At 66.6% G+C, this 16,190-nt stretch carries 18 protein-coding genes and 1 rRNA gene; 14 read left to right on the forward strand and 5 right to left on the reverse strand.

Annotated elements, in window-relative coordinates:
• The first annotated feature begins 205 nt into the window (after positions 1-205).
• Together rrf and H0B54_RS03105 are read left to right on the forward strand one after the other, a co-directional pair.
• Positions 206-321 (forward strand): 5S ribosomal RNA (rrf, locus tag H0B54_RS03100).
• 160 nt (positions 322-481) lie between these two features.
• Positions 482-769: a YkgJ family cysteine cluster protein gene (locus tag H0B54_RS03105; RefSeq protein WP_188259204.1), complete on the forward strand. Its 288-nt coding sequence runs from the start codon at positions 482-484 to the stop codon at positions 767-769.
• On the opposite strand, the gene H0B54_RS03110 is transcribed toward H0B54_RS03105, so the two are convergent.
• On the reverse strand, positions 741-1,541 hold the full coding sequence (locus tag H0B54_RS03110; protein ID WP_188259205.1) for a hypothetical protein: 801 nt from the start codon (positions 1,539-1,541) through the stop codon (positions 741-743). The two genes, H0B54_RS03105 and H0B54_RS03110, sit on opposite strands and share 29 nt — an antisense overlap.
• Positions 1,542-1,636: 95 nt before the next feature.
• Here H0B54_RS03110 and H0B54_RS03115 point away from each other — a divergent pair, with 95 nt between their 5' ends.
• The 9 genes from H0B54_RS03115 (at position 1,637) to H0B54_RS03155 (ending at position 9,656) form a co-directional block, all read left to right on the forward strand.
• Positions 1,637-2,407: an SDR family oxidoreductase gene (locus tag H0B54_RS03115; protein WP_188259206.1), complete on the forward strand. Its 771-nt coding sequence runs from the start codon at positions 1,637-1,639 to the stop codon at positions 2,405-2,407.
• 401 nt (positions 2,408-2,808) lie between these two features.
• Complete coding sequence (uvrC, locus tag H0B54_RS03120) at positions 2,809-4,776, forward strand: excinuclease ABC subunit UvrC (protein WP_188259207.1); 1,968 nt, start codon at positions 2,809-2,811, stop codon at positions 4,774-4,776.
• A 48-nt stretch (positions 4,777-4,824) separates the two neighbouring features.
• Complete coding sequence (pgsA, locus tag H0B54_RS03125) at positions 4,825-5,436, forward strand: CDP-diacylglycerol--glycerol-3-phosphate 3-phosphatidyltransferase (protein WP_094302046.1); 612 nt, start codon at positions 4,825-4,827, stop codon at positions 5,434-5,436.
• 163 nt (positions 5,437-5,599) lie between these two features.
• Positions 5,600-6,127, forward strand: coding sequence for a molybdopterin-guanine dinucleotide biosynthesis protein B (mobB, locus tag H0B54_RS03130; protein ID WP_094302047.1), 528 nt, complete (start codon positions 5,600-5,602; stop codon positions 6,125-6,127).
• A 72-nt stretch (positions 6,128-6,199) separates the two neighbouring features.
• Positions 6,200-7,453, forward strand: a complete 1,254-nt coding sequence (moeA, locus tag H0B54_RS03135; RefSeq protein ID WP_188259208.1) for a molybdopterin molybdotransferase MoeA — start codon at positions 6,200-6,202, stop codon at positions 7,451-7,453.
• Positions 7,453-7,704 carry a molybdopterin converting factor subunit 1 gene (moaD, locus tag H0B54_RS03140; RefSeq protein ID WP_188259209.1) on the forward strand — a complete coding sequence of 84 codons (252 nt, stop codon included), beginning with the start codon at positions 7,453-7,455 and terminating at the stop codon, positions 7,702-7,704. Before moeA ends, moaD begins: the two co-directional genes overlap by 1 nt.
• Before the next feature lie 16 nt (positions 7,705-7,720).
• Positions 7,721-8,179 (forward strand): molybdenum cofactor biosynthesis protein MoaE, encoded by a 459-nt coding sequence (locus tag H0B54_RS03145; RefSeq protein WP_094302050.1) that lies wholly within the window; start codon positions 7,721-7,723, stop codon positions 8,177-8,179.
• A gap of 89 nt (positions 8,180-8,268) precedes the next feature.
• A complete protein-coding gene (locus tag H0B54_RS03150; protein ID WP_188259210.1) occupies positions 8,269-8,946 on the forward strand; it encodes an MORN repeat-containing protein in 678 nt (225 codons plus the stop codon).
• Between the two features lie 74 nt (positions 8,947-9,020).
• Entirely contained in the window at positions 9,021-9,656 is a 636-nt protein-coding gene (locus H0B54_RS03155; RefSeq protein ID WP_188259211.1) for a LysE family translocator, read from the forward strand.
• 13 nt (positions 9,657-9,669) lie between these two features.
• On the opposite strand, the gene H0B54_RS03160 is transcribed toward H0B54_RS03155, so the two are convergent.
• Entirely contained in the window at positions 9,670-10,824 is a 1,155-nt protein-coding gene (locus H0B54_RS03160) for an alpha/beta fold hydrolase (RefSeq protein WP_188259212.1), read from the reverse strand.
• A 222-nt stretch (positions 10,825-11,046) separates the two neighbouring features.
• Here H0B54_RS03160 and H0B54_RS03165 point away from each other — a divergent pair, with 222 nt between their 5' ends.
• The gene (locus H0B54_RS03165; RefSeq protein WP_094302054.1) at positions 11,047-11,517 is read left to right on the forward strand and encodes a hypothetical protein; all 471 of its coding nucleotides are present in this window, start codon (positions 11,047-11,049) and stop codon (positions 11,515-11,517) included.
• Here H0B54_RS03165 and H0B54_RS03170 read toward each other — a convergent pair.
• Complete coding sequence (locus tag H0B54_RS03170; RefSeq protein ID WP_094302055.1) at positions 11,495-12,070, reverse strand: GNAT family N-acetyltransferase; 576 nt, start codon at positions 12,068-12,070, stop codon at positions 11,495-11,497. The two genes, H0B54_RS03165 and H0B54_RS03170, sit on opposite strands and share 23 nt — an antisense overlap.
• Positions 12,071-12,387: 317 nt before the next feature.
• On the opposite strand from H0B54_RS03170, the gene H0B54_RS03175 reads away from it, so the two are divergent.
• Positions 12,388-12,558, forward strand: a complete 171-nt coding sequence (locus tag H0B54_RS03175) for a hypothetical protein (protein WP_188259213.1) — start codon at positions 12,388-12,390, stop codon at positions 12,556-12,558.
• Between the two features lie 97 nt (positions 12,559-12,655).
• On the opposite strand, the gene H0B54_RS03180 is transcribed toward H0B54_RS03175, so the two are convergent.
• Entirely contained in the window at positions 12,656-14,002 is a 1,347-nt protein-coding gene (locus H0B54_RS03180; protein ID WP_188259214.1) for a globin-coupled sensor protein, read from the reverse strand.
• 231 nt (positions 14,003-14,233) lie between these two features.
• Entirely contained in the window at positions 14,234-15,124 is an 891-nt protein-coding gene (gene rpoH / locus H0B54_RS03185) for an RNA polymerase sigma factor RpoH (protein WP_038527871.1), read from the reverse strand.
• 511 nt (positions 15,125-15,635) lie between these two features.
• Between rpoH and H0B54_RS03190 the strand changes: the two genes are divergently transcribed.
• Positions 15,636-16,160 (forward strand): GNAT family N-acetyltransferase, encoded by a 525-nt coding sequence (locus H0B54_RS03190; protein ID WP_188259215.1) that lies wholly within the window; start codon positions 15,636-15,638, stop codon positions 16,158-16,160.
• Positions 16,161-16,190 lie beyond the last annotated feature (30 nt).

Below are 16,190 nucleotides of genomic sequence, written 5' to 3' on the forward strand. Positions count from 1 at the left end.
GATAGGAGGCATGTGGACGGGCGGCAACGCCTGAAGCTGAGCCTTACTAATCGCTCGATCGGCTTGATCCTCTCCAGACGGCGGCCCGCGCGCAGCGGCAAGCCCTGGACGCAACGAGCCAACACCGCAAGAACAAGAACGCATACGTCCTCGCTCATTGACACCTCTGCCGTCCGGTCCGGATGGTTCGCGTGTGCCTTGGTGACCTGGTGGTCATGGCGAGGCTCCCAACACCCGATCCCATCCCGAACTCGGCCGTGAAACGCCTCAGCGCCGATGGTACTGCGTCTTAAGACGTGGGAGAGTAGGTCGCCGCCAGGTCACCACGGCACACGCCACACCACACCGGAGTGGACGCAGCAAGGCGTCAGTCACACTCGACAATCGGCTTCATGAACGGCAAAGCCGGCGCTTTCCCCCACGGAAGGCGCCGGCTTTTCGTCGTGTCCGGGGTGAACGGGGAAGAACGGGAGATGCTCTGATGACTGAGGATGGCGCACCGGATTGCGAGAGCTGCGGGGCCTGTTGTGCCTATTCCTGGGAATGGCCGACCTTCATCGGGGATTGGGATGGTGAGGGAATCATGGAGCACCTGAAAGAGGACGGTCGCATGCGATGCAACGGGAATCGCTGCGCCGCCTTAATGGGAACTCTCGGTGAGTCCGTCTTTTGCAGCGTTTATGAGCACCGTCCCCTGGTGTGCCGTGAATTCACGGCGGGAAGCGACGCCTGTCACACCGTCAGGTCCCAATTGGGGCTGCGAGATTGAACCACGCGCCGACCCGGTGACGCAGGCTGCGCCGACGGTCCTCCTCCGGGGCCGGGGCGATGTCCCAATCCCAGGCCCGGTCGGGACGAGGAAGGTCGAGGCCCAGAAGGGAGTCCTCGCGCTCCTGAATCGCTCCGTCCTCCAACCAGAGACTTTCCGTATCGGTGAAGAGCGTGGCCTGTTCGGCGACGCGGGCGAGCCAGGAGCGGTGCGTGTGCGCCAGGGTTCGGGCGAAGCGATCCCGCTCCGCCTCCGGTGTGTTCGGTGCCTTGCGGTCGATGGCGTCCAAGGGCAGAAGGGGCAGCTGCGACAGGAGATTGCAAGACACGCCGAACGCGAACCGCTCCCCCGGCAGGTTCGGCGGGGACGGAGAGGGAAGCGGCGAGCCGTCGGAGAGGGCGGCGTCCAGCGGCGCCAGCGCACCGGTGACGTCGAGAGTGAGCAGACGGACGTTGGAATGGCGCCGCGCTTGTCGGCGGGCGGTACGAGTGTGCACCATATCGATCAGCACCACTTCGTCGAATCGCTCGGCCAGGGCCGGCAGTGGGACCTCGATCAGCAAGCCGGACCCTGCAACCAGCGCCCGCCCGCCCCGCGGCGCTCGCTCGGCGGCCTCCTGGATGAAGTGGCGGCAGGCCTCGACGTGGGGCGCCCAGGCCCGCCGTTGGCGCCGGTGGCGGGCGCCGAGGGCCAGCGCTTCCGCCAGATAGCCGTAGCGGCGGGCCAGGGGCGGGCAGGGCGTGGTCAGATACTCGAAGGCTTCCCTCAGCATGGCCGTCTCCCACTCCGCGCGTCATTCGCAAGTCCGGGCCTTGACCCGAAGGGAACCCCCTTGACCGGAACGGGTGGCAGGGTACCTATGGCGGCATGGTGGAGATCAAGAGGAAAGCGGCCCTGGTCACCGGGGCAGGAAAGCGGATCGGACGCGCCATCGCGCTCGATCTCGCGGCGCGTGGCTGGCGGGTGGGGGTCCATTTCGGGCACTCGCGCAGTGAGGCCGACGCGGTGGTCGCGCAGATCGTCGGGCAAGGTGGCGTCGCCGTCGCGCTCCAGGCCGATCTGGAACGCGAACGGGATGCGCAGGCGCTCGTGCCTGAAGCGGTGGAGCGGCTGGGCACGCTGTCGCTGCTGGTCAACAACGCCTCCCGCTTCGAGCGGGACGAGGTCAGGGACGTGACCCGCGAGTCCTGGGACCGCCACATGGAGGCGAACCTTCGTGCCCCCTTCGTGCTGAGCCAAGCCTTTGCGGCGCAGGTGCCGGGCGACGCGGAGGGGCTGATCGTCAACATGATCGATCAGCGGGTGTGGAACCTGACCCCGCATTTCATCTCCTACACTCTGTCAAAGGCCGGTCTGTGGACGCTGACCCAAACGCTCGCCATGGCGCTTGCCCCGCGCATCCGGGTCAACGCCATCGGGCCGGGGCCGACGTTGAAGAATGTCCGGCAGACGGACGAGGAGTTCGCCGCGCAACGCGACGCAACCCCGCTCAAGCGCGGCCCTTCGCCCGAGGAGATTTGTGCGGCCCTGCGCTTCCTGATCGACGCGCCGTCGGTGACCGGGCAGATGGTCGCGCTCGACGGCGGTGAGCATCTGGGATGGGCGCAGCCGTCCCTGGGGTTTGTTCCCACGGAATAGGCGGTTTGGCCAGAGCGTGCTTCGCCGTTCAGCCGTCGGCGCCCCGATCGGTTGGGCACCCTGGCAGAAGGACCGCGCGTTGTACACACCCGGCCCGATTGGCGCAAGGGGCTGTTTGCGCGATACGGAAAAATGGCGGCACAGCGCCAAAGTGCCGACTTGACTCAAGGCGAATCCAAAGAAAACAGTAGCTTAGATGAAATGCCCAATTTTTATGCATAGCTTTGGAATCCCTTGGCTCGCCTTGGTTCCGATGGGGTAACCCTTGGGTTATCGACACACTTATCCACAGGAGTCGTGGATATCCTGATGAGTGACCGCCGATGAGGTGAGTCGTTCGTCTTAACCATTCAGGACAGGGGGTGGTTGACCCGCTCCCCGTACCCGACGACATTCGAGACATGGCCGACACCGCAGACACCCCCACGGACCTCATCCTCCCGGAGACGGACGGCGCCGACGCTCCAGGCACCGACACTCCAGGTGCGGACGCGTCTCCACGCCCACGCCGACGCCCGGCCGACCTCGCCCGCGGGGCGGAGGTGATCCGCGACCACCTGAAAACTCTGCCGCAGACGCCGGGCGTCTACCGCATGCTGGCGGGCGACGGGGCCGTACTCTATGTCGGCAAGGCCAAGAACCTGAAGCGGCGGGTGTTCAACTACACCCAGGTCAACCGCCTGCCCGTGCGGCTGCAACGCATGGTGTCGGAGACGGAGACCATGGAGTTCGTCACGACCCACACCGAGGTCGAGGCGCTGCTCCTCGAATCGAACCTGATCAAGCGGCTGATGCCGCGCTACAATGTGCTGCTGCGGGACGACAAGACCTTCCCGCACATCATGATCACCAAGGACCATGACTATCCGCAGTTGACCAAGCACCGGGGTGCGCGGTCGCGCGATGCCGATTACTTCGGCCCCTTCGCCTCCGCGGGGGCGGTCAACCGGACGATCACGGCGCTTCAGCGCGCCTTCCTGCTGCGCAACTGCGCCGACACCGTGTTCGCCGCACGCACACGGCCTTGTCTCCAGTTCCAGATCAAGCGTTGCACCGCGCCCTGCGTGGAGCGGGTCAGCCCGGCGGAGTATCAGGCGCAGGTCGATCAGGCTCGCGCCTTCCTGTCCGGCAAGAGCCGTGACATCCAGACGGAGTTCGTCGCCAGGATGACCGAGGCGGCGGAGAATCTCGACTATGAGACCGCAGCCCGCTACCGCGACCGCATCCGGGCGCTGACCGCGGTGCAGGCGCACCAGGACATCAATGTGGAAGGGGTGATCGAGGACGCCGACGTGATCGCCGCCTATGCGGAGGGCGGGATGACCTGCGTGCAGGTGTTCTTCTTCCGCGGCGGGCGCAACTATGGCAACCGCGCCTACTTCCCGAGCCACGACAAGAGCGCCGAGACTCCGGAGGTGCTGGCCGCCTTCATCGCCCAGTTCTACGAGAACAAGGCGGCTCCCGGCCTCGTCCTGGTCAGCCACGACCTGCCGGAACAGGAGTTGCTGACCGAGGCCCTGGCGCTGCGCGCCGGCCACCGGGTGGAACTGGCCGCGCCCAAGCGGGGCGACAAGCGCCGCATCGTCGAGCACGCCCTGACCAACGCGCGTGAGGCGCATGGGCGGCGGCTCGCCGAAAGCTCATCCCAGGCCCGGCTGCTCGACGGGGTGGCGTCCGTCTTCGGGTTGGACGGCCCGCCGCAACGGATCGAGGTGTACGACAACTCCCACGTCCAGGGCGCCCACGCCATCGGCGCCATGATCGTCGCCGGGCCGGAGGGCTTCATCAAGAACGCCTACCGCAAGTTCAACATCAAGACCGAGGGCGCCGCCGGCGACGACTTCGCGATGATGCGCGAGGTCATGGCCCGCCGCTTCGGTCGGGCGATCAAGGAGGACCCGGAGAGGACGCAGGGCACGTGGCCCGATCTGGTGCTGATCGACGGCGGCATCGGGCAGCTCAACATGGCGCTGGGTGTGCTGGCCGATCTGGGGATTGACGACGTGACGCTGGTCGGCATCGCCAAGGGGCCGGACCGCGACGCCGGGCGCGAGCGCTTCTTCATGCCGGACCGCGCGCCGTTCCAGCTGGAAATGCGGGACCCGGTGCTCTATTTCCTGCAACGGCTGCGGGACGAGGCGCACCGCTTCGCCATCGGCACCCATCGGGCGAAGCGCACCAAGGCGTTGGGCAAATCGATGATCGACGAGATTCCCGGAATCGGCCCCAGCCGGAAGAAGGCCCTCCTTCATCATTTCGGCAGCGCCGTCGCCGTTTCCCGCGCCGGTCTGGCGGATTTGGAGTCGGTCGAAGGGATCAGCAAGACAGTGGCGAAAAAGATATACGATCATTTCCATTCAGACGGTTAGAATGACGCCGCCCACCGCGCGTTCCCCCCGATTCCAGAGTTGCGACCGATGCTGACCAGCCTGCCGAACCTGCTCACCCTGTCGCGCATCGCGGTGATCCCCGTCGTGGTCGGGCTGTTCTACGTGCCGGAGGCGTGGGCCGCCTACACGGCCTGCGCGCTGTTCGCCGCGGCCTGCATCACCGACTGGTTCGACGGCTATCTGGCCCGCGCCTGGGAGCAGGAAAGCGTCATCGGCAAGTTCCTCGACCCCATCGCGGACAAGCTGCTGGTCGCCGCGACGCTGATCATGCTGGTCGCCTTCGCCCGCCTGTCCGGGCTGTCGGTGCTGGCGGCCGTGGTCATCCTGCTGCGCGAGGTCCTGGTGTCCGGCCTGCGCGAGTATCTGGCCGGGCTGAACGTCGGGGTGCCGGTCACCTGGATGGCCAAGTGGAAGACGACGATCCAGATGGTGGCGATCGGCTTTCTGATCGTCGGTGATTACGGCCCGGCCCACATCCCGGTCACGCTGATCGGCACGCTGGGCCTGTGGGTGGCGGCAATCCTCACCTTCGTCACCGGTTGGGATTACATGCGCGCCGGGCTGAAGCACATGATGGCCCACCAGCCGGCCAAGCCCCGGAAGGGCGCCCCGGGCAACCCGGCCCGCACGCCGGGCTGAGCCGCGTCTCGGGCCGTGTCGCCTTTCATCGCGAAGGCTTTCCGGCTGGCGGCAGAGCGGACCACAAATCCGGTTTGTCCGTTCGCATGCCCGTGTGTTTCTGCTATGTGACCGGGGAACGCCCGCGCAGCGATGGGCGGCAAGGCGGAGGATAGGGGCTTCCATGAAGATGTTCGGCCTGACGGGGTGGAGCGGCAGCGGCAAGACGACGCTGATCGTTCGCCTGATCCCGGCGCTGATCCGGCGCGGCCTGACCGTTTCGACCATGAAGCACGCGCACAAGGGCTTCGACATCGATCATCCCGGCAAGGACAGCCACAACCATCGCGAGGCCGGCGCCACGGAGGTCCTGGTCAGTTCGCCCCGCCGCTGGGCGCTGATGCACGAGATCCGCAACGACGAGCCGGAACTGTCCCTGGCGGAACTGCTGCCGAAGCTGTCGCCGGTCGATCTGCTGCTGATCGAGGGGTTCAAGCGCGAGCCGCACGAGAAGATCGAGGTGTGGCGCGCCTCGGTGGGCAAGTCGCTGATCGCGCGGGATGATCCGAGCATCGTCGCGATCGCCAGCGACGGGCCGGTGCCGGACGCCGGGGTGCCTGTCTTCGACCTGAACGACGAGGAGGCCATCGCGTCCTTCATCATCGAGCGATGCGCGCTGGACCGGTGCAAAGCAACGGGGCAGGCTGTCTGAGACGCCGGGTGGTCTGATCAAGGCGGACTGGAACAAGGCCGTCGGGCAGCGGTGTGCAGGGTGGAGTGGGCGATGGCTCAGCTTAGCGACGATTGCTTCGCCTTCGGCGGGGAGATGATGGCGGTGGACCGGGCGCTGGAGCTTCTCTCCGGCCGCCTCCATCCCGTCACGGAGACCCATCGGATCGGTCTTGCCGACGCGCTGGGCCATGTGCTGGCCGAGGACGTCGTCGCTCCGTTCAACGTGCCGCCCCACGACAATTCGGCGGTGGACGGCTACGCCGTGTTCTTCGACGATCTGACGCCCGACGCGGCCACGCTGCTGCCGGTCACGGCCCGCGTCGCCGCCGGCCATGCGCTGGACCGTCCGGCGCGGCGCGGGGAGGCGGTGCGCATCTTCACCGGCGCCCCGATGCCCGAGGGCTTCGACACGGTGCTGATGCAGGAGGACTGCAAGGTGGACGAGGGCTTCGTCGCCATTCCTCCCGGGATCCGCCGCGGCGCCAACCGCCGCCGCGCGGGGGAGGACATGGCACAGGGCAGCACCGTCCTGACCGCCGGCCGTCGGCTGCGGGCGGAGGACATCGGCCTGCTCGCCTCGCTGGGGCGGCGGGAGGTGACGGTGCGCACGGCCCTGCGCGTTGCCGTCTTCTCCACCGGGGACGAGGTGCGGGAGCCGGGCGTGCCGCTGGAACCCGGATGCATCTACGACGCCAACCGCTTTGCCCTGATCGCTTCGCTGCGCCAGCTCGGCTGCATTGTGACCGATCTGGGCATCCTGCCCGACCGGCTCGACGCCGTTCGCGGTGCTTTGGCCGAAGCGGCGGAGGCTCATGACGTTCTCATCACCTCCGGTGGCATGTCCACGGGGGAGGAGGACCACGTCAAGGCGGCGGTGGAGGTTCTGGGCGGGCTGCATTTCTGGCGGCTGGCGATCAAGCCGGGGCGCCCGGTGGCGCTGGGCACGGTCAAGGGGGCGGTTTTCGTCGGTCTGCCGGGCAACCCGGTGGCGGTCATGGTGACCTTCCTGCGCATCGCCCGCCCGATCCTGCTGCGCCTGATGGGGGCGGCCGACGAGGCGCCCGCCTTGTTCCCGCTGCGCGCGGGCTTTACCTACAAGAAGAAGGCGGGGCGGCGCGAATATGTGCGGGCCACGCTCGCCCACGCGGCCGACGGGGTTTTGACCGCGGTCAAGCACCCGCGCGACGGGGCGGGCATCCTGTCGTCGATGGTCGAGTCCGACGGGCTCGTCGAACTGCCGGAAGAGATCACCCGCGTCGAGCCGGGGATGATCGTGGATTTCCTGCCTTTCAGTGAGGTTCGGTGATGAAGATCCTCTATTTCGCCTGGCTGCGCACCAAGATCGGCGTGGCGACCGAGACGGTGGACCTGCCGGCGGAGGTCCGGGACGTCGGCGCTCTGGTGGAGTGGCTGAAGACCCGCAGCCCGAAGCACGCCGACGCGCTCGCCAACAGCACGGTGGTCAAGGTCGCGGTGAACCAGGAGCATGTGCCCTACGACCACCCGGTCGGCCCGGCCGACGAGGTGGCTCTGTTCCCGCCGGTGACCGGCGGCTGAAGAAGGACCGTATGCCGTGACCGTGAAGGTGCAGAGCGAGGATTTCGACGTCGGGGCGGAGCTGGCCGCGATGACCGGCGGCAAGACGGGAATCGGCGGAGTGACCCTGTTCGTCGGGCTGGTGCGCGACATGGCCGGCGGCGAATCCGTTAGCGCCATGACGCTGGAGCATTATCCCGGCATGACCGAGCGGCAACTGGAGGCCATCGAGGCGGAAGCGCGGGCGCGGTGGCCGCTGGACGATGCGCTGATCATCCACCGCTACGGGCGGTTGGAGCCGGGCGATCGGATCGTGCTGGTCGCCACCGCCAGCGCCCACCGCGAGGCGGCCTTCGAAAGCTGCCACTTCCTGATCGATTGGTTGAAGACCAAGGCGCCCTTCTGGAAGATGGAGGCCACTCCGGACGGCGAGCGCTGGGTGGAGGCCAAGGAGTCCGATGACGAGGCGGCGGCCCGCTGGGCGAAATCGCCGTGAGGTGAGAGGCAGGGCACAGACGGCGCCCTTCCCAAGGTGATTGGATCCGCTCCCGCGCAAGGCTGTGCGCGCATGCGGAGTGTCCGATCATGCGAACCCGGTTCCTGCTCACCGGATTGGCCGTGCTGCTGGGCGCGTTCCTGTCGTGCCCTGCCCAAGGAAAGGAGCGGCGACCAGCGGAGCGGGTTCTGACCGACCCGGTCAGCGGCTGCCGCGTCCGCGACCATGACCTGAGCCTGCGGAGGACCGTCCGATGGAACGGTTCCTGCCGCAACGGCTTCGCTCACGGTGCCGGTGTTCTTGAAGCGTTCGATGGTTCGGAACCGGCGGACTGGACTGAGGCGGTCTTTGTCGATGGCCGAGCCGAAGGGCCTGGACGCAGCGGGCGCGAGGACGGGACGATCTTCCAGGGCCGCTTCCGGCGCGGCCTCGCCACCGGCCCGGGGACGCTGACGCTGCCGGACGGTCACCGCTACGTCGGCGCATTCGCTTCCGGGCGCCCGACCGGGCAGGGGGAGTTCGTCGCCTCCATGGGGTTGCGCTACCGTGCGCGGGTCGACCGGGACGGGCGGGTGTGGCCCGGCGCGCTTCTCGGCGCGAAGGCTGCCGAGCCCATCCAGGCGGCCGAGCGGCCGGATAGGAAAGGTCCGGCGGCGCCGGGAAGCCTGGAGGAGTGGCTGCGCACGCCGCCGTGGGATTACCATGCTCCGGTTGGGAGCAATCCAGGCCGGCCCAATCGGGACCGGCCCAATCGGGACCGACGTTGACCTGCTCTGCACAGGCGGCGTTTGCCAGACGCGCCGCACCGTGGTGACATCGTGGCCCCCTTCGGAAGACGGCGATGACCTGGCAGACCCTCGGATTCTTCTTCGCGACGGCCTTCGTGCTGTCGATGACCCCCGGCCCCAACATGCTGCTGGCGATGAGCCTCGGCCTGCGCTACGGCGTCCGCCGCGCGGCCTGGGGCGGACTCGGCATGTGCGTGGCGCTGACGACGATGGCCACCCTGTCGGTGCTGGGCCTCGGCGCCCTGCTGGCGGCGTCGGAGCCGGCTTTCCAGGCGGTGAAGTGGGCGGGCGTGGCCTATCTGACCTGGCTCGGCATCGCCGCGTGGCGGGCGCCCGTGCCGGACGGCTCGCCGCGCGTCAACGGCGCCGCGGCGGCGGAGGAAGCCCCGGCCCATCGCCTGTTCCTGCGCGGGCTTCTGGTCGCCTTCAGCAACCCGAAGGCGCTGGTTTTCATGGCCGCCCTGTTTCCGCAGTTCATCGACCCGGCGGCCCCGCTGATGCCGCAACTGGTGGCGCTGGTGGCGATCATGGTGGTGATCGAGTTCGGCTGGATCATGGCCTATGCCACCGGCGGCAACAGCATCGGCGCCCGCCTGACCAGCGGGTCCGCCGCCCGCACCCTCAACCGTCTGACCGGCGGCCTGATGATCGGCGCCGGCGGGCTTCTGGCGCTCGCCCGCCGGCTGTGATCGGGCGCGGCGTTCAATCCATCCGGCGGAGGGTCGTTTCCAGACGGCCCTTGCCGGAGCGGTCCAGCCACGTGGCGGACAGGCGCCCGTCCGTCCGGACGCTGTAACGCAGCACGTTGCGTCCCTTCTCGTCGAACACCAGCTCGTCGTTCTCGATGCGGCCCTTGCGCTGCGCGCGCTCCATCGGCTGGTCGGCTTCCATGCCCGGTCCCAGCACATAGTCGGCATAGACGGCGTCGCCTTCGACGCGATCCACCGCCAGCGCAATCTCCCGCCCGTTGATGTAGGCGCCGTACCAGACGCCGAGGAAGGAGCGGGCGCCCGTTCCCGCCGGGGAGGAGGTGCCGCTGCCGGTGCGCGGCTCCGGGGCCGCTGCCCGCATCAGCTCGGCGCTCGGCGTGCGGCCCCAGGATTCGTCGCAGGACGGGTCGCCCCGGCGCGGCGGCGCTTCGGCGAACCGCAGGATGCAGGAGCCGAAGCGCCGAACGAACATGCCGGTCGTCGCCGCGCCGTGGCCGGTCAGCAGGGCCGGCTGATCCACCACGATGTGGTCCAACCCGCGCGAGGACAGGATGCTGCGCGCCGACTCCCCGCGTCCGCCGGGGTCGAAATCATCGCCGTGGAAGAAGAACAGCATCACGCGCGCGCTGTGGATGCCGCGCAGGATCGGCCAGAGCTGCGCCGCGTTGTCGCGGAAGCTGTCATAGGAGTCGGAGAAGTTGCCGAAGGCGGCGGGGGCGGTGCCGACGACGGCGTCGACGCGCTCGCTCTGCCCGGCGGCCATCAGCGAGATGAAGGCGCCGAAGGACTGGCCGGTCAGCACAACCTTGCGGTAGCCGCGGTCCTTCAACTGGTCGGCATAGCCCGCCAGAGCGCGGGAACTGTTCGGCAGCGTGTCGCTGACCCGCATGCGGTCCAGCCGGAACACGTCCCACCCCGCGTCCTTCATGGTTTTCATATAGAGCGGAGTGGGGGCGTTCGAATCCTCCACGTCCACCGACCGGCCATGGCTCCACACCACCGCGCCTCGGGCCGTCGTCGGGCCGAGCAGGGTGCCGTCGCCATAGGCCGGGTTCAGGTGAATCTGGGCCGCCGCCGTCTGCGCCGTGCCGAGCATCGCCAACGCCACCACCAATCCGAGCAGCGCCTGTCCGACTGTCCGCCTCATCCTTCCACGCTCCTGTCTGCGGGCGTGGAAAGGGTCCCGGAATATGGTTAACCCGACCTTTCCATCATGACGGGCCGGCTGTTGTCACGGTGCTTTGTCACAGCCTCCTGCGGTGGGCTTGCCCTGCGTCAGACGGTCCACGGGATGCAAATGCGAATGACTCGCAAATCTGGCCCGGATCGGTTAAGGTTGGCTCCGTCACTATAGTCGGGAGGGGTCAGCATGTGCGATTCGGTGGGCGAGGGGCGGCTGTCCCCTTGGACGGTGTCCGATCTGACAACGGCGGAGCGCGCGCTTCTGACCGGCTTCCGGCAGTGGTTCCGTCACGGCACCGCCGGCGCGATGGCCGCCATGCGGGCCAGCTTCGGCGTGGCCGGCGTGCCCTCGTCGGCTCTGTTGCCGCTGTTCGCCCTTTTGGGAAGCTTCGCCGTGACCAACGCCGGCCGGCCGGCCTTCCGCTGCCCGTCCTGCTCGCGGGTCGGTATGGACGAGATGGCGGTGCTGGACGCGCTGGCCGCCATGCAGGCCGGGGAGGGTGACGTGACGACCCAGGTGTTCGACCGCTGGCTTCCCCTGGTCGCCCTGACCATGGCCACCGATTCCGCAAGGGAGTTGGCGGATATTCTGGACGGCGCGCGCATCCGTCTGCCGCGGCGCCGTCCGGCTCGGCTCATAGCGCTGGCGGCGGAATGACCGGCGCGAAGCCGGCCCCGGTCTGCCACGCTGCCTGCCTGAACAGGGGCTTGCGCATAATCCATTGATCGATGGGCACCTGGACCAGTTCGCCGGCCGGGGTGCGGTAGGAATAGCGTCCCCGTTCGGTCCCGCGCAACTCGTAGCCCAGCCGTTCATAGAAGGCGAGAACCCCGGCGTTGTCACGGTCCACGCCCAGTTCCGATTCCGAATAGCCGTGGTCGAGCGCGGTGCCCTCGGCGGCGGCCATCAGCCGCGTGGCGATGCCCCGGTTGCGGAAGGGCTGGAACACGCGCAGCGCCCACAGGGTGGCGCGGCGCAGATGCCGTTTGCGCTGGAAGTCGATGCAGATCTGGCCGGCGGGAAAGCCGTTGACCTCCGCCACCAGAAGGGCGCCGCTTCCGCGTTCCTGGGCACGGAAGGCCGTGGCAAGGATCTCCCGATGCGGCGTGTGCAGCCCGAACCATTCGAGATCCGGCAGATCGGTCCGGCAGGCCGGACGAATTGTGACGGGCAGGCTGATGACATCCTGCGACGCGGTGGCGGCGTCCATTCCTCCTCCGGGCTTCAAACCATCTGATGAAATGAACGGACCGACGCTGGCGGCGTTCCTTGCGCCCGATGAAAGTCTTGCCGGGTAAAGCCTGTCGGCGAGCCGCAGTTCAAAGAGAGATGTTTAGAAAAATTTTCCAAAAAGGTGAATTTTCTACGCGCGCTTAACAACTCCCAGGATATGACGATCAGCCTTGTTGACGAATTACGATGGTTGTTGATAACCCTTTAAACGAATTGGAGTGAAGAGGCGGCCGTTCTGTGCTTGAGGCGCGATCCTCATGCCGAAACGTGCTGGCTGACAGGGAGGACCGTGCGATGATCAAGATTGTCAACCTGGGGCGCACCGGCCTTTTCGTGGCGATGCAGAACGGTGCTTTGACCACCATCAACGGCCGCAGCCATTGGCGCTCGCTCGACGATATCCGTTCGGCCGCCAAAGCGGCGAAGATCAAGGTCAGCGATACGGTTCTTCGCACCGTTCCCTGACGGCAACGCCTGCGCCCTCCGTCCACCACAGCGGGCTGGTCAATCCTATGAGCCGGCGGCACCGTCTCGGGCCGCCGGCTGCAACTCGTTTCGGCGATCAGCCGGCCCGAACCCGCGCCAGGAAACGGTCGACCTCTGCCCGCAGATTGTTCGATTGAAGGGACAGCTCGGTCGTTGCAGACAGGACGCTGCGCGCTTCCGAGCCCGTGTCCGATGCCGAAGAATTGACGCGCACGATGGTCTCGCTGACCTCGCGGGTGCCGATCGACGCCTGCTGGACGTTGCGAGCGATCTCGGTGGTGGCCGCACCCTGCTCCTCCATGGCCGAGGCGATGGAGGTCGAAATGTCGTTGATCCGCGCGATGGTTTCGGAAATCGAGCGGATGGCGAGCACCGCATCCTGCGTGGCTCCCTGAACCGCGCCGATCTGGGAGTTGATCTCCTCCGTCGCCTTGGCGGTCTGGTTGGCGAGGCTCTTGACCTCGCTCGCCACGACGGCGAAGCCCTTGCCGGCCTCGCCGGCGCGGGCCGCCTCGATGGTCGCGTTCAACGCCAGCAGGTTGGTTTGGCTGGCGATGTCGTGGATCAGCTTCACCACTTGGCCGATGCGGCTGGCGGCGTCGGCCAGCCCCTGTACGGTGGTGTTGGTGCGCTCCGCCTGTGACATGGCCTCGCCGGCGATGGACGCCGATTGGGTCACCTGATGGCTGATCTCGCTGATGGAGGCGGTCAGTTCCTCCGCCGCCGCGGCGACCGTCTGGATGTTGACGGAGGCTTCCTCCGCCGCCGCCGCGACCTGGGTGGATTGCGCGCTGGTTTCCTCGGCGGTGCGGCTCATGTTCTGGGCGGTGCCTTGGAGTTGATGCGCGGCCGAGGCCACGGCCTGCACCACGCTCTTCACTTCACGTTCGAACGAATCGGCGGTGGTTCCCAACTCGCGCGAGATGATCGCGGCGGTGTTCAGGTCGACGTAGACGGAGGTCGCCAGATCCATGTCCAGGAAGACGGCCTTGTTGATCGCCTGCATCAGCTGGGCGAGCTTCTCCGGCTTCTTGCGGTAGACTTGATAGGCGAGGTCGATCAGCTTGTTCAGCGTGAAGCAATAGGCACCCGTGTACCAGCGCGGTTCCAGACCGATGCGCTGGTGGGCCTGCCCGATCTTCAGCACCTGCACCATGTAGGCGTCGTCGAAGGTGCCGGTGAAAACGTTCTTCAGCCAATGCTGCTTCTGCATGTCGCGCGCCCGGCTGACCACCGTAGGATTGGCGAGCAGCGTCGCGACCTGCGGAACCGAGCGCAGATAGCCGTAGAAATCCTCAAGGATCTGATCGATGCGCTGAGCGAGATAAGGTTGGAATTCCCGAAGGACAGCCTTCGTGGGTTCGTCGATTCGCAAGAAGGAGATTCGGTCGAGAATGGATTGCGTCTGGGTAGAATGCGACATGGATCGACTTCCCCACGAAAATAGGACCGCATCAGATTAGCGCAATTTGTTTTTAATGCAAAGTAACTAACCTGCGGGCGGCACTATGGAGGGTTACGGTCGGTGTGAAAACCGGCAGCGTTGTCGCAGGTCGGCAAATCATTAAGCGCATATAAAAATAGAAAACCGGCGGAGCCGCTTGGCATCCGCCGGTATGTTGTGAGCCGTCGTGGAAATGTCTGCTTGTCTACATCAGGCGGCCATGTGGGCCGGCGCGCGACGCAGAGCCTGGGCGGCGCTCAGGACGGCCTTCTGGAGCTTCTCGAAGGCCCGCACCTCGATCTGGCGCACCCGCTCTCGCGACACGCAGAACTGCTGGCTCAACGATTCCAGGGTGGACGGATCGTCCTTCAGGCGGCGCTCGAACAGGATGCGGCGTTCACGATCGTCCAGACGCTCCAGGGCCTGTCCAACCAGCCGGCGGCGAAGCGCCAACTCGTCGGCGTCGGCGATCACGCTTTCCTGCGTCGGGCGGTCGTCGGCCAGAAGCTCCAGCCAGTTGGTTTCGCCGTCACTGGACAGAGCGGCGTCGAGCGAGCTGTCGTTGGACGAGAGCCGTCGGTTCATCTCGATCACCTCCTGCTCCGGCACATCCAGCTCGGTCGCAATGGCGGTGACGGTGGAGGGCGACAGGTCGCCCTGCTCCAGCTCCTGCATCTGGCTTTTCAGGCGGCGCAGGTTGAAGAACAGCTTCTTCTGGGCGGCGGTCGTGCCCATCTTCACCAGCGACCAGCTGTGCAGGATGTATTCCTGGATGGAGGCGCGAATCCACCAGGTGGCGTAGGTCGCGAAACGGAAGCCGCGTTCCGGATCGAACTTCTGGGCGGCCTGCATCAGACCCACATTGCCTTCCGCGACGAGGTCGGGCAGCGGGAGGCCATACCCGCCGAAACCGCGGGCGATCTTGATGACCAACCGCAGATGGCTGCCCACCAGACGTTCCAGCGCATGGCCGTTCCCGCGGTCGCGCCAAGCGACGGCCAGCTCGCGCTCTTCGTCGGGGGCCAGGATGGGGAACCGCTTCGACTCCTCGACGTAACGGGTCAGGCTGGCGTTTTCACCAGTCAGGAGTTTCTTGAGCACACCGGCCTCCTCTCTCCAACGCTCCACCGTCTCTTGCCGCGGAACCCTTTCGATGGTCGTTCACAGACGCCCACCGTTCCGGCATTTTTTTTGTGGGGGATTTGCCGAAATTATCCGGGAACACGTCAATCAGACATTGATACTGTGCCGCCACCACCAAGTCGGATCAAGCCTTGAAACGGCGCTGCAGCAATATTTTTCGGCCTATGTCCGGACTATTCGGTCCTTATGAATGCCGAAAAGATCGGAAGAACTTTTGGAAGATTGGCGAAAAGGTGACGATATTCGTTTGGAGTTAAGGCAGATACGGTTCTCTCCGCTTGGTCATCACTCAGCCGCATGGATGTGTCTTTTGCATGAGTCATGGCCATACAGGCTAGTTGATCCGGCTTCTTGGCATACGACGTTCCTCAGGGTGCGGCGGTGAGGCGCGATCCGAGAGCGGCAACGGCTGTGTTCCTCAGGGTTGCGGACATGCTATTCCAGGTCCGAACAAGGCGAGAGGCCATCCATGCACATCCGCGACAGCCGGCCGGACGATCTGCGGCGCATCCAGACGATCTACACTCATCATGTCCTGACCGGCACGGCCAGCTTCGAGGAGGCGCCTCCCGGCCTGGATGAGCTTGCCCGCCGGCGGGACGACGTGCTGGTGCGGGGCATGCCCTATGTCGTTGCGGAGACGGACGGCCGGGTCATAGGATACGCCTATGCGGGTCCCTACCGGCTGCGCAGCGCCTACCGTTACAGCGTTGAGGATTCGATCTATCTCGACCCGGAGTGCACAGGCCGCGGCGCCGGCCGGGCATTGCTCGCGGCGCTGATCGACCGCTGCACGGCGGCGGGCTGCCGCCAGATGATCGCGGTGATCGGCGACAGCGACAACGCGGCGTCCATTGGTTTGCACCGGAGCCTGGGTTTCGAATCGGCGGGCCTGCTGAGGGCCGTCGGGTTCAAGTTCGGGCGCTGGGTGGACAGCGTCCTGATGCAGCGTCCGCTCGGTTATGGGAACGCGACACCGCCTGACGATCGTTGACGGAGCCGCTTCCCGGCCGTCCAGCGGCAG

This window comes from Azospirillum tabaci (assembly GCF_014596085.1).
GTDB classification, from domain to species: domain Bacteria; phylum Pseudomonadota; class Alphaproteobacteria; order Azospirillales; family Azospirillaceae; genus Azospirillum; species Azospirillum tabaci.

Coding starts and splice junctions, on each gene's coding strand:
- H0B54_RS03105 (WP_188259204.1), top strand. CDS start 482: ATGACTGAGGATGGCGCACCGGATTGCGAGAGCTGCGGGGCCTGTTGT.
- uvrC (WP_188259207.1), top strand. CDS start 2,809: ATGGCCGACACCGCAGACACCCCCACGGACCTCATCCTCCCGGAGACG.
- H0B54_RS03160 (WP_188259212.1), bottom strand. CDS start 10,824: ATGAGGCGGACAGTCGGACAGGCGCTGCTCGGATTGGTGGTGGCGTTG.
- moaD (WP_188259209.1), top strand. CDS start 7,453: ATGAAGATCCTCTATTTCGCCTGGCTGCGCACCAAGATCGGCGTGGCG.
- pgsA (WP_094302046.1), top strand. CDS start 4,825: ATGCTGACCAGCCTGCCGAACCTGCTCACCCTGTCGCGCATCGCGGTG.
- H0B54_RS03155 (WP_188259211.1), top strand. CDS start 9,021: ATGACCTGGCAGACCCTCGGATTCTTCTTCGCGACGGCCTTCGTGCTG.
- H0B54_RS03115 (WP_188259206.1), top strand. CDS start 1,637: ATGGTGGAGATCAAGAGGAAAGCGGCCCTGGTCACCGGGGCAGGAAAG.
- H0B54_RS03150 (WP_188259210.1), top strand. CDS start 8,269: ATGCGAACCCGGTTCCTGCTCACCGGATTGGCCGTGCTGCTGGGCGCG.
- moeA (WP_188259208.1), top strand. CDS start 6,200: ATGGCTCAGCTTAGCGACGATTGCTTCGCCTTCGGCGGGGAGATGATG.
- H0B54_RS03175 (WP_188259213.1), top strand. CDS start 12,388: ATGATCAAGATTGTCAACCTGGGGCGCACCGGCCTTTTCGTGGCGATG.
- H0B54_RS03165 (WP_094302054.1), top strand. CDS start 11,047: ATGTGCGATTCGGTGGGCGAGGGGCGGCTGTCCCCTTGGACGGTGTCC.
- H0B54_RS03190 (WP_188259215.1), top strand. CDS start 15,636: ATGCACATCCGCGACAGCCGGCCGGACGATCTGCGGCGCATCCAGACG.
- H0B54_RS03110 (WP_188259205.1), bottom strand. CDS start 1,541: ATGCTGAGGGAAGCCTTCGAGTATCTGACCACGCCCTGCCCGCCCCTG.
- mobB (WP_094302047.1), top strand. CDS start 5,600: ATGAAGATGTTCGGCCTGACGGGGTGGAGCGGCAGCGGCAAGACGACG.
- H0B54_RS03170 (WP_094302055.1), bottom strand. CDS start 12,070: ATGGACGCCGCCACCGCGTCGCAGGATGTCATCAGCCTGCCCGTCACA.
- H0B54_RS03180 (WP_188259214.1), bottom strand. CDS start 14,002: ATGTCGCATTCTACCCAGACGCAATCCATTCTCGACCGAATCTCCTTC.